This is a genomic window from Cyanobacteria bacterium FACHB-DQ100, from assembly GCA_014695195.1.
In the GTDB taxonomy this organism is placed as follows: Bacteria; Cyanobacteriota; Cyanobacteriia; order Leptolyngbyales; family Leptolyngbyaceae; genus Leptolyngbya.
In genome coordinates, this window is record JACJNW010000011.1 from 200,255 (window position 1) to 214,502 (window position 14,248).

A 14,248-nucleotide genomic window follows, 5' to 3' on the forward strand; every position below is an offset into this window, starting at 1 on the left:
GTATTTTGGAAATAGGTACGGTTCCAAGGAATGCCCCTGTCAGAAATCGAGTAAAAGAGATAATTATCGGAATCAAACATCCCAAATCAGCAGCAAGTTGAGGCATTGACAATGGTGCAAAATTCTGAAAAAACACTAACGTTAGCAGGGTTTTTGCAACTTCCAGAAACCAAGCCTGCAACCGAATACATTGAAGGTCAACCGGTGCAAAAGCCGATGCCGCAAGGAAAACATAGCAAGCTACAGGGGAAACTCGGCACCGAGATTAACAACATCGCTGAACCCCAACAGATTGCCTTAGCATTTCCAGAATTACGCTGCACCTTTGGCGATCGATCGTGCCTGATATTGCAGTCTTTACTTGGGATCGAATTCCTTTAGATCAAGACGGAGATATTGCAAATGTGTTCAATGCACCGCCGGATTGGACGATCGAGATTCTTTCTCCAGATCAAAACCAGTCAAACGTCATAGCCAACATCTTGCACTGTCTCAAGTTTGGCTGTCAAATGGGCTGGCTGATTGATCCCAAAATCAAATCAGTTTTTGCCTATCCATCCGGGCAACAACCCGACTTTATTCAGGAGCCAGAGCAGCTACTTCCGGTTCCTGCTTTTATGTCAACCTTACAGCTAACCGTCGGTGAGTTGTTTGGCTGGCTGAAACTCGCAAATTCTTAAATCAGCAATGCTGAGACCCTTTAGAATTGAACGAGTACCTTTCGCTCTACGGTATGACGGCTCTTTCAATTCCCACTTGGATTATCCACGTTTCCAGCGTAATCGAATGGATTGCGGCAATTTGGTTAATTTGGCGCTATGCCGAAATTAGCGGCGACTTGGTGTGGCGATCGCTCTCGTTCGGAATGCTTCCGGCGCTGGTGAGTGCAATGTGTGCTTGTACCTGGCATTTCTTCGATAATGTGCCTGCCCTCGATTGGTTAGTTACCCTGCAAGCCGCGATGACGGTCGTGGGAAATTGTACCTGCTGTGCCGCAGGCTGGTGGATTTGGCGTTCTACTCAAAAAACAGAATCATGATTTCTAAAGAAACATTATTTGCACTGTCATTGTTTCCCTATTTAGGATTCTTGTGGTTCTTGACGCGATCGCAAAAAACACCTCGTCTTGCATTAATTGGCTTCTACATGACCCTAGTATTTGTTGCAATTACCATTCCTGCGGCAATTTATGCCCAGGTGTATTACGGTAAGCAATTGGCAGATGTCGATTGGCTACATGGCAGCGCGGAATCTTTTCTTACTTTGTCGAATATTCTGATTGTGTTGGGATTTCGGCAAGCCGCGATCGAGAAGCTTTCGCAGAATTAACGCGCTTCAGCAGGCATTAATCCCAGAGTCGAAAGCAGGCGATCGCTATCAAAATAAGTCTCAATCATCTGACAAATACATTGAAATTTGATCGGTTCTTGCAGTCGCACTTCGCCAAAGGCACGTTCGATAATTTCAACCGTTGTCAGCGTATCCAAATCGACTGAGAGAATCGGAATTTCTAGATCTTCTGCGCGTGAAATGATCTCTTTTGTGGGCGGGATATGTCCGGTCAGAATAATACACTGAGTTGAAGTTTCCAGCGCGGCAAGCTGCAAGTCAGTCCGATCACCCCCTGTCACTACTGCCATATTTTGACGGGCGCGGAAGTATTTCAAAGCAGAGTTCACGTTCATTGCTCCGATCGTCAAACTCTCGACCATGTGATCCAAGCGATCGCCACGACACAGAACCTCAGCCTTGAGCTGATGCACTAATTCCGCAACACTCACGCTTCTCAGCAGCGTATTGCTCGGCAACACACCAAAAACAGCAATTCCCTGCTTTTCTAAATACGGACGGAACGAAGTGTTAATCGAATCAATTTGATCCTTGGGCACATCATTGATCAGAACACCGATTAAACGATCGCCCAACTGTTCTTTAGCAGTCAGAATCGGATCTAACAACAACACCGAATGAAATCGCGCCACCAACATCACGGGCGCTTGGATCGCATCCGCAACTTGCAGCAGCGACAGATTAAATAATTTACCTTCGCTCAGGGTTCCAGGGCCTTCGAGAATGACCAAATCGCCGCCCTGGGTTTGCGATCGCTGAGCCAACCGTTGACCATAATCCTGGGTATCAGAACCGTTGAGACGCTTTTCTACGGTATCGGCATTCAGCACCAGCACCGGAGTTTGGAGCCGATCATCACTCAGCCCGATCGTTTCCGCAACAAACTGAATATCGCCATCGTTGTCTGCCATTTGGGTTTGCCCCCATCCCCCCCCTAGCGCCTTACCGTAAGCCAGATCTAGCCCTCGCGCTTTCAGTTGGTGAGCCAGTCCTAGAATCGCAGCAGATTTGCCACTATACGCTTCTAGCGAACCGATTAATAAATACTTAGCGGACTTTGGCACACTCCTACTCCGGTTAATTGATAAATCTAAAGAGCTGTCTCAGACTAAGAATTCTACCTTACTTATGTAGATGGGTTTTAACGCACATTAGCATTACAGAACATTATTATAGGAAACGCAAAATAAAGCGGCAAAAAAATAAGGGGGACGATCGCATACGATCGTCCCCCTCAAACCAGATTAATTCTAATCGTCGATGCGGAGTAGCTTGCGATAAAACGCTTGCGAAAAATCAGAAAGGCGGCTGCGCTTAAAGTTAAGAATGACTTCGATTAGGAAATCGACAAACTCAAAGTTTGCCATCATCACTTCATAGCTAAGATCTGCATTCCCCTCAAACTGAATGCGGCAGCGGCACAAATCCGCTGGCAGGGTCGAAACATTCCAAGTCGCAATAAACGGAATACTAGAACCGCCTTCGATTTTGCGCTCTCCTTCTAACGCGCCTTTTTGATAAAGACTGATCGCAAAGGGTAGAAGCTGCTTTTTGTTGACCTGCGGATAGTATGGCGTGTAAACACCGACTTGCTGTGCTGGTGCGGGCTGAAGTTTCTCGATGGACATAATCATCCTGTTTCGTCAATCCAAGTGAGCGGAGTCGCTTGAGTATCTTGCGGGCTTGCCTAGTGTTCCCCGGACTGACAGGAACTCCACAAAGCGCAAAATTTCTTCCACGTTGAAAAGCAACGCACACCGCTTTCGCGGCAGAAACTTTGGGGAAGACGATCGCCATTCAGCGCGAATGTGTTTGTCGATCGTGCCGGTAATGGTTATAACGGTTGATATTTCCCGACCTCCTATCCTCGCTACTAATCAGGAGAATCTCATGCGCTACAAACTTTTAGGACACAGCGGACTGCGGGTTTCTGAACTTTGCCTAGGCACGATGACATTTGGCGATGATTGGGGCTGGGGAGGGACGTATGAAGAAAGCCGCAAGATGTTCGATACGTTTACGGCAGCAGGCGGAAATTTTATTGATACCGCGAATCTATATACGAATGGCACCAGCGAGAAGTTTGTTGGAGAGTTTGTCAAGCCCGATCGCGAGAAATGGGTCGTTGCAACAAAATATTCGCTGAATGTGGGAAACGGGGGTGTGAATGCCGTCGGCAATCACCGGAAGAACATGGTGCAAGCTGTTGAAGCAAGCCTAAAGCGATTGAATCTGGAATACATTGATCTGCTTTGGTTACACGCTTGGGATCATACAACTCCAGTCGAAGAAGTGATGCGATCGTTTGATGATTTGGTACGTCAAGGGAAGATCCTTTACATCGGTATTTCTGATACGCCTGCCTGGATTATTTCGCAAGCCAATACGATCGCGCAGTTGCGCGGTTGGACACCGTTTATCGGCTTACAAATCGAATATTCACTGGTTGAACGGACACCGGAACGTGATTTACTGCCAATGGCGCGGGCGTTTGAGATTGGAGTCACTGCCTGGAGTCCCCTTGGTGCGGGAATTTTGACCGGAAAATACAACAGGCCCGACCCTGTGGATGGACGCTTAAGCAATCCGAATAGCTCAAGACCTGTGACCGAGAAACAGCTTGCGATCGCGCAGACTGTGGTAGATATTGCCTGCGAAATTGATCGACTCCCGGCGCAAGTCGCGCTCAACTGGATACGGCAGCAACCGGGGGGAACCATTCCGATCGTTGGCTCACGTAAACTGGAGCAACTTCAGGAGAATCTCGCTTGTTTAGAATTTGAGCTAACGCCAGAACAGCTTCAGCGACTCAACGAAGCTAGCGCGATCGAGCTGGGATTCCCGCATGATTTTCTGCAATCTGAAATGGTACAGAATTCTGCCTTTGGTGGCGTGATTGCTCAACTCGATCGCACTCGTTAATTTTATATAACTTGAGATTGGCACGATCGGTGTATGTGACGATCGTGCAATGTGCTGCGATCGCGTAAAAGTGATACCGAATTAAACATAGAACGCGACAGATCATACTCAAAGTCCCCCAGAATGGGGGATTTAGGGGGCGAGAATCTGTCGCATCCACAAATCAATTTGGTATGAATTTACGCTCAGGCGAACTGTCACACTCACGCTGGAATTTACACAGTAATAACAAGAGCGGCAATTGATGTGCGCTCTGTTGTCCGCTTCTTGTGCCCCTTAAAAGCCCTACGGGAACTCGAAGAGTTCATTGTTTCTCGTGCCTTCTTCCGATGGTTCAAGTGTCGCTTCTGTGCGGTGGTGTGATGGCTTCGCCCTGTTCTCATCTACAAATTAAGGGACTACCGACTATGACAAGCCCCCCTTTGAATAGCCCCATGCCCGACCCGCAGCCCTCAGATAACTCTGTATTAATCAGTTCATTCGATCGTCAGCGCCACCGTCTCGATCTCATAGTTGCTGAGGTGCTAAACGGTGAGACAGACAATCTGCATCAGATTCTTCCATTCATTGCTTGGAAGCTGCGACAGTTTCATTTAGAGCATCAGTACGACCCCCGCGACATCTTTCTCGATGCCTATAACCGAGCGGTGAAAGCGATCGCCTTGCTCAGATCCTTGAGCTTGCAACACAGCACGAAGGATTAGACTTTGTGCTGAACGAGATCGACGATTGGTATCTTCGTGCCCCTGATCTTGATGCAATTTCTTCAAGCGATCAGAGTGCAGCACAGGCAAGCATGAGTGGCTCTATGCTTGCCTGTGCTGCGACAATATGCGTTGCTTTCTAGTCAGCCTGTATTGTCTGAGGATGATACGGATCGAATCAGTGAAATTTTAGAAATAGCAGAAACGAATGATGGTTTGGCATTGTTGCTCAGTCAAGTCGATCAGGCGTTACTTGAGTCTACAGACCTATTGAGCGACGATGCCCAGACTTTTTATGCAGATCAAACTTCACGTATTCTAGAATTTCTCACACTGCCCTCCGAAACAAGTTGCTCTAAGGAGTTACTGAATTTATTGTTAGACCAATGTGCCCGGTCTGATTCGTCGTTTGTTTTATCAATAGAAGATCCGCCTCTTCCGTGGGTGATTACGCCACCGATGTCTTACTCAAAGTCTCGTTCAACCATGCGGCAGAGAGCGGGATTTCTGATTGCTGCCCTTACTACAGGTGCAGCATTAATGACAGGAGTGGCGATCGTCAGTAGACAATGCTTTGCTTCAATCTTACAGATTTCGAGTTTGCCGTGGGAGACTGTAAAAACATCAGCAATCAAGCTTTCACCTCCGGTCTATCCGAGTGCAAGCGCTAGATTGCAGCCATCAAGCAGCACAGAACGTCAGGCAACTGTAATCAAAACTGCACTCCTCGATCGACAGCAATCCGAAGAAGACCAACAGTTCTCGATCGAGCAGGCACAACTTCAGGCAGAGCAACGCCAGCGAGAAGCAGAGCTAAAGCAGATTGTTGCGGAGAAGCAGAATCAATATCAAATTGCTCTTCTCCCAGTTTCAATTCCTGCGAGTCTGCTCTCATGTTATGCGCTAGGCGCAAGTACAGCCGCCGCAATTGCTTATCTTCGTGGATACGCTATCAACTCGCAGCAAGTCCGAACAATGATTTTGTTGTGTCTGCTTGGGGAATCAGCAAAAAGCGTTCTCCAAACTGCTGGAGTTCAAATCGGTAACAAAGCTTTCAAGAGCGTGATTAGTCAGATTCCTGGCAAAGTCTTGATTGGGATTAACAAAAATTGGATTCCGGCTCATTACAAAAGCAGACGAGAAAGGAGTCATCAATTTAATGAAGCTTGTTCCAATTGCTGGGGGTGTCGTCGGTGCAGGATTTGATGGATGGTTTGTAAACACTTGTGGGCAAACTGCGAAAGATATTTTCAAGCCTTAAGTCCTTGGCTTCTCAGCAACCAAAATCCGGTGTAAGTCATTCCTGAATCGTCAGGTTGAATTAACAGAAAATGTAATCGATCGCTCTCTTTTTTGCGCTGTTCAAATAGTTGGGCAGCGCTTCTCACTTCTGGATCTTCAAATGTTGCGACGATCCAGCGATCTACCTCTCCCGCATTTAAAATCAATCCATCCGGCGCACCTGCGATCGCGTCAAGCGACACGGGCTGACTTGCCTTTAACCATCGGGCTAACTGCATCGATCGTCGTCCCCCATCAATTACGACTCCCGGAATCGGAACTGTCGATGCAATGCCTAAATTAACGGGATACAGCGCTTCGGGCATTTCGACGATCGGAATGGTGCGATTGGCGATCGTATCAACTAAATCACCCGATCGTAGCGATGCAAATCGCCATTGTTCTCCCCACAAATTTTCGGGCAACGGCTGAGGAGGATTTCGCATAAACCGACAGAATGTAGAACGAACTCTATTCTATGAGATTTAGAGCGTAAGCAATCTTGGGGAGAGAAGTTCGATAGGTTGGTGAATTAATAGAACTATTCATCAAAACTTTGTCTGTTCGCTAAAATCTTCGCCGAATTACTATCAAAGACCAGTATCCGAACTTGTATCTTAATGAGGATTACGCTTTCAAGCAATTATCAAATTCCTTACTTGGCAGAAATACAGGGACTTCTTCTGCTTATAAGCAATTTTCTTTTCGCTAAAAGCAAGTTGATAAATTTTTTACGTTACCCAGTTTGGTTGTCTGGGTAATTTGGAAGTATTGCTCCCCTATCAACTCAAATGTACCGTCTCACACTTAGAGAATTTTCTATGACAACAACTCACTCTAAGAAAGAAAAGTCAACTTCTAAGCAGAAAAAAAGTTCAGACGCAGCTAAGTCAAGCCTGAATGAGCTTATCCAAAACGAAATAGCTCGTATCGTTGAGCTACAGGGGATTGATTCGATTGTTCTTGAAGAATTTGCTCAGTTTGTAGTTGAGAATTGCAAGAAGAAATTACCTAAGAAACCATCTAAAAAGTCTTTAACTCTCACTCAACTTAAGCTTGCTGTCTACCAGCACTTCAATGTTGCAGATACTAGCACCTTGAAGAAATCGGGTGCGTTCCAGATGGCAACAAATGGCATGGAAAAATTAGAGCTTGGTAAAAAGGAAGGCTGGGAGATTCTGTACCGCAAGTTTATCGGAGTTTTACCTGAAGAGGAAAACGAGACGGGATACGGTTGTGTCAATGGCATTAGCATCTTCAAATACGATTTGCCCTGGAGAGCATTTGGACTTAATTCCCAAACAGCTTCTACTGATGATGTGAAATCTGCATATCGAGAATTAAGCAAAATCTATCATCCAGACATTCCTGAAACTGGAAATGCTGAAGTTTTCAGTCGTTTGACAATCTTTTACAAAAGCTTAACTGAGAGGTTCTAGAGATGGCAGAGATTTACATCGCATCTAAGGAACTGATCAAAACTCTGAAGATTAGTTCTCAAGAATTGATTGCAATCGAACAGTTTTTCGATGCAGTTCCAGACGATGAATGGGAGCTAGTTAAAAACAAAGACTACAGAGTTGTGAACGGAAACGGATTACGCGAGTACACAACATCTGGGGCATACACGATCTCTCGTTACTTAGAAGCAACTCGCAAGCCTGGTTTTTGGGATCTCATCAAAGAATGGTTTCTACATACGAAGCGAGAAATCCGTAGAGCATTCATCAAGAAGAAAATTCTTGATAACTGTTCTTCGCTAATCAAACGAAACAATCGCTTCTTCATTTCAAAATCTGATGCTGTTACTATATTTGGTACCAGATCAGACTACTTGAGCAAAATGGCTGAAGCTGCACAACGAAGTGACAGACCAATGCTGAAGGGTGAAGACTTTGACGATTTCATTGATGAAGGTGGGTTGCATTATTCATTATCCGGTGTCTTCAAGCTGGCTCAAACTTTAGAAGCATCATTAACACAGAAGAACCGTCGTGAGTGGTGTAAAGATGTAGGCGAAGTTATTCAGCCACAAGTTAAAGACATTGTTGACCAGATTCTGGAACGCGAAAAAGGTATCCAGAAGGCGAAGGACAAAGCAAAGCGACGAGATGGTAAGACTTGCAAAGTTACAGGAAAAAGACCGGACAAAGTTGACAATCTCCAATTAGCTGCACATCACTTGTACTCGTGCAATGCATATCCCTATCTTGCAGATGTCGAAAACAATCTAATTACGCTTACCCTTGAGGTGCATGATCAATTCCATACGTTTATGGGAGGAACAAATAAGCCTTGTACAATTGATGATTTCATTAAATTCGTACATCAATACTATCCAAGCAACTCTAAGGTTGTGATTTGGCTAGAGAAGCAGAAGCAAATTCTTGGTAATCCTCAACCTGTAGATGCGCGAAAGCCCCATGTCTTGTATCTTCCTGTCAGCAAAGTGTCATAATTTTTGGTGGAGCCTATTCCAGAAAAATCCGCTCAACTCCTAAAAATTTGGAATTGAGCGGATCAAAATTTAGAAGCGATTAACTAACTTTGCGGCACTTTCGCCAACGTGAGCGGCACATTTGCCTGAATGCCCGGAGCATACACCTGTGCCACATAATCCGCGATCATGCGATGCGTATTAAACGCTGGGCAGTTCGTCTTAATCGATCCCTTCATCATCTGAATCCAACCGTGTGGAATGCCGTTCTCATCCTGGTCATAGTAGAGCGGCACGATCTGGTTTTCTAGCAGGTCGTACAGCGAATCAGAATCGATCTTGTCTTGAAGGGCTTGATCGCTGGTGTGAGCATCTTCACCGATCGCCCAACCATTCAGCGCTTTGCCATTCGCATCGGTTTTGTAGCCTTCACACCACCAGCCATCGAGAACGCTGCAATTGAGACCGCCATTAAAGCAGACCTTTTGACCACTGGTTCCCGAAGCCTCAAGAGGACGACGGGGATTATTCAGCCACACATCGACCCCTTGAACGAGCTTACGAGCGGTGTGCATATCGTAGTCTTCAATAAAGGCAACACGATCGCCCACATGCGGATTGGTTTTACACCATTCCATAATGCGCTGAATAATCCGCTTACCTTCTTCGTCGGCGGGGTGAGCCTTGCCAGAGAAGATGATTTGGACAGGACGCTCATCATTGCTGAAGATTTTCAGTGCTTTTTCAGCATTTCTCAGTAGCAAATCGCCACGCTTGTAGGGGCTGAATCGACGGGCAAAGCCGATCGTCAGAATTTTTGGATCAAGTAGATGATCGGTCGCTTCGATCAAGCTCCAATCTTCCCCACGATTTTGTCGTGCAGTCTTCACCTTTTGGCGGGTGTGAGCCACTAAGCGTTCTTTGAGAATTTGATGCCGCCACCAAATTTCCTCATCCGGTGCATTGTCGATTTTCGCCCAAGTTTGGGGGTCAAGCACTTTGGTTGTCCAGTCTTCACCCAGATACTTGCGGTACAGATCCGCCATCATCGCAGAAGTCCAGGTGCCAGCATGAACGCCATTGGTGATATAGCCGATCGGTACATTGTCTTCGCTCTTTTCGGGATAGAGAACTGTCCACATTTTGCGCGAGACTTCTCCGTGGAGTTCGCTGACCCCATTTGCCGATCGACACAGCCGCAACGCTAAAACTGTCATTCCAAACGGTTCCCAGGGATCACCCAATCGACGGGCGCCCAGTGCAAGAAACTGTTCGCGAGACAATCCCAATTGTCCCCAGTATGTTGCAAAGAACGAATCCATCAAATCGGCTGAGAACACATCATGTCCGGCAGGAACTGGGGTATGAGTGGTAAACACACAGCGATCGCGCACTGATTTCTCAATGTCGTAGAACGATTTGCCTGTTTTCTCGATTTCTTGCCGACAGACTTCGAGCAGACAGAATGCGGCGTGTCCTTCGTTCAGGTGATAAACAGAGGGTTCAATTCCGACGGTTTTGAGTGCCCGAACGCCACCAATTCCTAAAATCACTTCTTGAGCAATCCGGGTTTCCTGGTTGCCGCCGTATAAGTGACCCGTAAGCCAGCGATCGATCGGATCATTGTCTTCGCGATCGGTATCCATCAGGAATAAGCTGACTCGTCCGACTTGAGCCTTCCAGACTTGCACTTTGACATTCCGATGCCGCACCAGCACTTCAAACACTAAAGGCTGTCCGTTTGCATCGGTCAACAATTGCAGCGGCAACCGCTCGAACGGATTGTTGATGTAATAGTCTTCTTGCCAGCCACTTTGATTTAGGCGCTGACGGAAATAGCCTTGGCGATAGAGCAAACCCACCGCGACCAAAGGAACACCCAAATCTGAAGCAGACTTCAAGTGATCCCCAGCCAGAATTCCTAAACCACCCGAATAGATTTGCAGCGATTCGTGCAGACCGAACTCCGCACAGAAATACGCGATCGGATGCTCTGGTGTAATCTGAGGGGCAACGCGGCTCGACCAAGTATCGGTTGAATTGACGTACTGAGTGAACTGTTCTGACAATGCCTTGAGCCGACTCATGTAGCTCGGTTCAGAAGCCAGTTGGGTCAAACGATCGTAGCTAATAGTTTCAAGTAGTGCGACCGGATTATGTCCGCAGCGTTCCCATTCATCGGGATTGATCGACTGAAACAGCGAAATCATATCCGGTGTCCAACACCACCAGTAGTTATGTGCAATCTCAGCCAGCGGCTTCAAGGCTTGGGGTAAACGTGCACTCAGTCTGTCAGCCGGATTGACAGTCGAAATATAGGTCATAGGTTGGAGATCTCTTTGCTTTCTTAAACGATGGAACTCTGAATCGTTGGAAATGTGTCTTGCAGCTTGTCTGATTTCCAAAAATTCCGAATCCGCAAATGGACAGAGCGTAGCCGAACGTTTAAACCGCGATCGATAGATTCGGATTTTAGCTCGTTTCACTTTAGTCCTGTTCTATCGATTTCTAGCACTGTTTAACGATCGACAAGGCAGAATTACAGATTGTCTTCAGGCTCGGCTGAAGGTTGCGGGGGTTGACGTTCTAGATACAAATCGATAAAGTCTTCGGCTGCGGTGCTGTTAATCTGCCGCAAGGCTTTGATCATGTGTGTGACGGCTTCAGCAAGGGGATCGCTAATCTCATTTACCCATTGATGCACGGTCGATCGGTTGATTCCCATTGTCACAGCCAGACGGTTTTGGCTGATCCCATAGGTGGAGAGTACCTGTTTGAGTGCCTTTCCTGCTTTTCCCATGTCGAAATTTTGGCAAAGCTAATAAGGTTCGTAAAGGGTCGTAGATCGCAACATGCGTGATTCACTTAGCTTAGCTGATGGGATTGTTACAACGTTCTATTCCACGATCGCTGTAATTAATCGTTGCAAGTTAAAGACAAAGCCCAGCGATCGCGGCAATTCTACTCCTTCTAACTTCAATGTTAGAAAGGCTGCCAATGCGATTTGTTAACTTTTCAAACGACTAATTTACTCCGATTTGCGGAAAGTTGCTCGATAAATCGGGTCGCCAAATGACGTGACCATTAGCTCACGCTCGGTTGGGATCGGGAGTGGATTGTCGGGTAGCCAGTCTGAATCTTCTCGCACAAATCGAGGCGATTCGGCAAAACGATCGACCATCTTCTTCGCCACATCCAGAATGTCAGATTGCAGAAAGACGATCGCCCCCGGATTCATAAACTCTGCCAGCGTTGCTACTATTTCTGGCTGCACAACCCGCCGCTTTTGGTGTTTGCGCTTAAACCAAGGATCAGGAAACTGAATGCTCACTCGCGCTAGAGTGCCCGGTTGCAACGAGGCCAAAATGGGCTGTAGCGAGTTGCTGACATTGCAGAAAATGTAATGCAAATTCTTTAAGCCTGCTTCGTTCCGCCATTCCAGCGCTTGATCGACGATCGGTTCTCGAATCTCTAAGCCCAAATAATTCCACTCTGGATCGGCTTGCGCCATCTTCAACAAAAAGATCCCCCGACCGCAACCAATATCTAAGTGCAACGGGAGGGATGGATCAGCAAATACCTGATCCCAGTCCGGCGGAGTCGTGGGAGTTTGATATTTTCGGCTCAGCGGATTAACGTGTTCTCGAACTCGAACGATCGCCACAAAACTTATTCCTTCTCTCGACAAATTCCAAAAACGGAGGTGTAGCCGTGCAGAAACGTACTGCCACCCACAGGCCCAATTTCACCATTGCAGAAAAAGCCCGCGATCGGCAAATCTTCCAAATATTCATTCACCAATTGCGAATCAAAATTTGGCTCTCCATACAGTCCTTCGCCCCGCCCCAGGCAAGAAAACATCAGCGCCCCGATCGGAGACGGATTCGCTTGACTCGCCTGCACATATCGCCGTAGCAACAGATCTAAATCTTCCGCAGAAGTTTCTGCATCTCTGAGGTGAAATTGAATGCGCTGTCCCGGACGAATCAAATCGCCGATCGCGATTGCCCCGACTCGCGGATCAACCCCCAACAAATTCCGAATTAAGAAATCGCCTGGCTCCAAAGTCTGCTTAAATCCGTTCTGCGCCACCCCAATGAAGATGTGGTTCTGCTGTGCTAAGAGTCGATCGTCTTCGCTCAAGCCTTGAACCAGCTCTTGTAGCTGCTCTAAGGGAGAGAGCTTCACGGCACAGCTATCGGAGGGTAAACCGGAGCCATCATCTTCCTGCATCGCCAGCAAGATGTTTCGCTCTCCCTCCATAACCCAGTACGGCTGACCAATGGGACGACAGCCTTGAGCCACGATCGTATCGAGAACGATATTCCCGCTCAGCGCCACTCCCACCGCGCCTTCTCGGTAGAAGCGATCGTCACAAAATAGCCCAGTCGCGCCGCCGCCTAGCATCCCAGAGCTTGCCAGTCCTCCAACTTTCGCCGCTCCTGGATAGGCAAAATCTAAGCCTTGTAGCAAATCATTAATTCGAGGCAGATCGGCTAATAAAACAAAATTTGGCGAGTCTGAGGGCGCAACTCCGATTAAATCTGTCCAGGTATTCGGCGCACTGTCTAAATCGGGCAGGTCGCCTGCAGAGACGTAAAACGGAGCGACTTTCACATCTGGCAAATGCGCCAACACTAGACTTAGTGCAGGTTCCTCTTCGACTTCTCGCACCTTGCCTCGTGGGGTCATGCCCACAATTCCGCCACCGCTACACCCGACGATCGATACCCCCGGAAGCTTGTCCCGCAGCAACGGCAACAATCGAGAATACTCGCTCGCAAACGCCGATGAGATGAACACAAACCCCAGATCCGGCGAAGCTTGCAGCGTCGTTTGCGCCTGCGTCACCACTTCCTCGACCGCTGCTTCTAGAAATGGACGAGTTGAAAGCGCACTTGCCCACCGCATTGAATTTAAGGGTTCTGTCATGTGCGATCGCTCCTGTGTATAGACTCGAAAGAAACTTCGCAGTAAATCCAGTGTAGAACACGGTTGTAGATCCGAAGAAAGAGGGATCGGAAGACCGCACCTGCGGTAGAGTCGCCAGAATCGTTCGTCACGGATTAATATAGATATACAAAAACTGAGTCAGCACTCTCTGGACTGTCTTCCAGCTAGCAGAATTAAATAGGATCAATGTCCTAAGCTGATATGTTGGTAGTTCTGTCGGTCTTCGTGTTTAGCCCAGACAGACGATCGGTTCTACTCTCTCGCACAGAATTCTGTTTTGAAAATTAAGGACGAATCCTATGGCAATGAGCGATATTCAAAAGCAAATTGAAGCCGAGCGTGAGAATGCTCGCAAAGCCTGCGATGTTAGCGGGTCGAATTCGGGCGAGTGTGCTGCGGCATGGGATGCCGTAGAAGAGTTGCAGGCAGAAGCGGCTCACCAACGCCAAAGCGTGAAGCCGAAAAACTCGCTTGAACAATATTGTGATGACAACCCCGACGCGCTAGAGTGCCGCGTTTACGACGAGTAAGCATTGAAACCGTCTCATCTCTAGAGTAAAAGCAAGCAGCGATCGTTGCTTGCTTTTTTGTGTCATAACGG

At 47.3% G+C, this 14,248-nt stretch carries 15 protein-coding genes and 1 pseudogene; 9 read left to right on the plus strand and 7 right to left on the minus strand.

Annotated features, from left to right (window positions below; translation table 11 throughout):
- Nucleotides 1-111 precede the first annotated feature (111 nt).
- From H6F51_02855 to H6F51_02865, 3 genes and pseudogenes are all read left to right on the plus strand, one after another.
- Nucleotides 112-680 (plus strand): annotated as a pseudogene (locus H6F51_02855) (Uma2 family endonuclease).
- Nucleotides 681-733: 53 nt separating this feature from the next.
- A complete protein-coding gene (locus H6F51_02860) occupies nucleotides 734-1,039 on the plus strand; it encodes a DUF2499 domain-containing protein (protein MBD1821455.1) in 306 nt (101 codons plus the stop codon).
- Nucleotides 1,036-1,329, plus strand: a complete 294-nt coding sequence (locus H6F51_02865; GenBank protein MBD1821456.1) for a DUF3593 domain-containing protein — start codon at nucleotides 1,036-1,038, stop codon at nucleotides 1,327-1,329. The genes H6F51_02860 and H6F51_02865 overlap by 4 nt, the downstream gene beginning before the upstream one ends.
- Here the strand turns inward: H6F51_02865 and H6F51_02870 are convergent.
- The gene (locus tag H6F51_02870) at nucleotides 1,326-2,414 is read right to left on the minus strand and encodes a phosphotransacetylase family protein (GenBank protein MBD1821457.1); all 1,089 of its coding nucleotides are present in this window, start codon (nucleotides 2,412-2,414) and stop codon (nucleotides 1,326-1,328) included. The genes H6F51_02865 and H6F51_02870 overlap by 4 nt on opposite strands.
- A 186-nt stretch (nucleotides 2,415-2,600) precedes the next feature.
- Complete coding sequence (locus H6F51_02875; protein MBD1821458.1) at nucleotides 2,601-2,978, minus strand: hypothetical protein; 378 nt, start codon at nucleotides 2,976-2,978, stop codon at nucleotides 2,601-2,603.
- Nucleotides 2,979-3,240: 262 nt separating this feature from the next.
- On the opposite strand from H6F51_02875, the gene H6F51_02880 reads away from it, so the two are divergent.
- From H6F51_02880 to H6F51_02890, 3 genes are all read left to right on the plus strand, one after another.
- Complete coding sequence (locus tag H6F51_02880; GenBank protein ID MBD1821459.1) at nucleotides 3,241-4,272, plus strand: aldo/keto reductase; 1,032 nt, start codon at nucleotides 3,241-3,243, stop codon at nucleotides 4,270-4,272.
- Nucleotides 4,273-4,679: 407 nt separating this feature from the next.
- Complete coding sequence (locus H6F51_02885; protein ID MBD1821460.1) at nucleotides 4,680-4,976, plus strand: hypothetical protein; 297 nt, start codon at nucleotides 4,680-4,682, stop codon at nucleotides 4,974-4,976.
- Between the two features lie 96 nt (nucleotides 4,977-5,072).
- A complete protein-coding gene (locus H6F51_02890) occupies nucleotides 5,073-6,182 on the plus strand; it encodes a hypothetical protein (protein MBD1821461.1) in 1,110 nt (369 codons plus the stop codon).
- Nucleotides 6,183-6,226: 44 nt separating this feature from the next.
- On the opposite strand, the gene H6F51_02895 is transcribed toward H6F51_02890, so the two are convergent.
- A complete protein-coding gene (locus H6F51_02895) occupies nucleotides 6,227-6,703 on the minus strand; it encodes a DUF1092 family protein (protein ID MBD1821462.1) in 477 nt (158 codons plus the stop codon).
- A 450-nt stretch (nucleotides 6,704-7,153) separates the two neighbouring features.
- On the opposite strand from H6F51_02895, the gene H6F51_02900 reads away from it, so the two are divergent.
- Both H6F51_02900 and H6F51_02905 read left to right on the plus strand, forming a co-directional pair.
- Nucleotides 7,154-7,696 (plus strand): molecular chaperone DnaJ, encoded by a 543-nt coding sequence (locus H6F51_02900; protein ID MBD1821463.1) that lies wholly within the window; start codon nucleotides 7,154-7,156, stop codon nucleotides 7,694-7,696.
- A 2-nt stretch (nucleotides 7,697-7,698) separates the two neighbouring features.
- Nucleotides 7,699-8,715 carry a hypothetical protein gene (locus tag H6F51_02905; GenBank protein ID MBD1821464.1) on the plus strand — a complete coding sequence of 339 codons (1,017 nt, stop codon included), beginning with the start codon at nucleotides 7,699-7,701 and terminating at the stop codon, nucleotides 8,713-8,715.
- Nucleotides 8,716-8,798: 83 nt separating this feature from the next.
- Here H6F51_02905 and glgP read toward each other — a convergent pair whose 3' ends face one another.
- The 4 genes from glgP to H6F51_02925 form a co-directional block, all read right to left on the minus strand.
- Nucleotides 8,799-11,018, minus strand: coding sequence for an alpha-glucan family phosphorylase (glgP, locus tag H6F51_02910; GenBank protein MBD1821465.1), 2,220 nt, complete (start codon nucleotides 11,016-11,018; stop codon nucleotides 8,799-8,801).
- A gap of 215 nt (nucleotides 11,019-11,233) precedes the next feature.
- A complete protein-coding gene (locus H6F51_02915; GenBank protein MBD1821466.1) occupies nucleotides 11,234-11,494 on the minus strand; it encodes a helix-turn-helix transcriptional regulator in 261 nt (86 codons plus the stop codon).
- A 228-nt stretch (nucleotides 11,495-11,722) separates the two neighbouring features.
- Nucleotides 11,723-12,358: a tRNA (guanosine(46)-N7)-methyltransferase TrmB gene (gene trmB / locus H6F51_02920; protein ID MBD1821467.1), complete on the minus strand. Its 636-nt coding sequence runs from the start codon at nucleotides 12,356-12,358 to the stop codon at nucleotides 11,723-11,725.
- A gap of 5 nt (nucleotides 12,359-12,363) precedes the next feature.
- The gene (locus H6F51_02925; protein MBD1821468.1) at nucleotides 12,364-13,626 is read right to left on the minus strand and encodes an FIST C-terminal domain-containing protein; all 1,263 of its coding nucleotides are present in this window, start codon (nucleotides 13,624-13,626) and stop codon (nucleotides 12,364-12,366) included.
- 326 nt (nucleotides 13,627-13,952) lie between these two features.
- Between H6F51_02925 and H6F51_02930 the strand changes: the two genes are divergently transcribed.
- On the plus strand, nucleotides 13,953-14,177 hold the full coding sequence (locus H6F51_02930) for a Calvin cycle protein CP12 (protein ID MBD1821469.1): 225 nt from the start codon (nucleotides 13,953-13,955) through the stop codon (nucleotides 14,175-14,177).
- Nucleotides 14,178-14,248: the final 71 nt, after the last annotated feature.

Coding starts and splice junctions, on each gene's coding strand:
- H6F51_02860 (MBD1821455.1), top strand. CDS start 734: ATGACGGCTCTTTCAATTCCCACTTGGATTATCCACGTTTCCAGCGTA.
- H6F51_02865 (MBD1821456.1), top strand. CDS start 1,036: ATGATTTCTAAAGAAACATTATTTGCACTGTCATTGTTTCCCTATTTA.
- H6F51_02875 (MBD1821458.1), bottom strand. CDS start 2,978: ATGTCCATCGAGAAACTTCAGCCCGCACCAGCACAGCAAGTCGGTGTT.
- H6F51_02880 (MBD1821459.1), top strand. CDS start 3,241: ATGCGCTACAAACTTTTAGGACACAGCGGACTGCGGGTTTCTGAACTT.
- H6F51_02885 (MBD1821460.1), top strand. CDS start 4,680: ATGACAAGCCCCCCTTTGAATAGCCCCATGCCCGACCCGCAGCCCTCA.
- H6F51_02895 (MBD1821462.1), bottom strand. CDS start 6,703: ATGCGAAATCCTCCTCAGCCGTTGCCCGAAAATTTGTGGGGAGAACAA.
- H6F51_02905 (MBD1821464.1), top strand. CDS start 7,699: ATGGCAGAGATTTACATCGCATCTAAGGAACTGATCAAAACTCTGAAG.
- glgP (MBD1821465.1), bottom strand. CDS start 11,018: ATGACCTATATTTCGACTGTCAATCCGGCTGACAGACTGAGTGCACGT.
- H6F51_02915 (MBD1821466.1), bottom strand. CDS start 11,494: ATGGGAAAAGCAGGAAAGGCACTCAAACAGGTACTCTCCACCTATGGG.
- H6F51_02925 (MBD1821468.1), bottom strand. CDS start 13,626: ATGACAGAACCCTTAAATTCAATGCGGTGGGCAAGTGCGCTTTCAACT.
- H6F51_02930 (MBD1821469.1), top strand. CDS start 13,953: ATGAGCGATATTCAAAAGCAAATTGAAGCCGAGCGTGAGAATGCTCGC.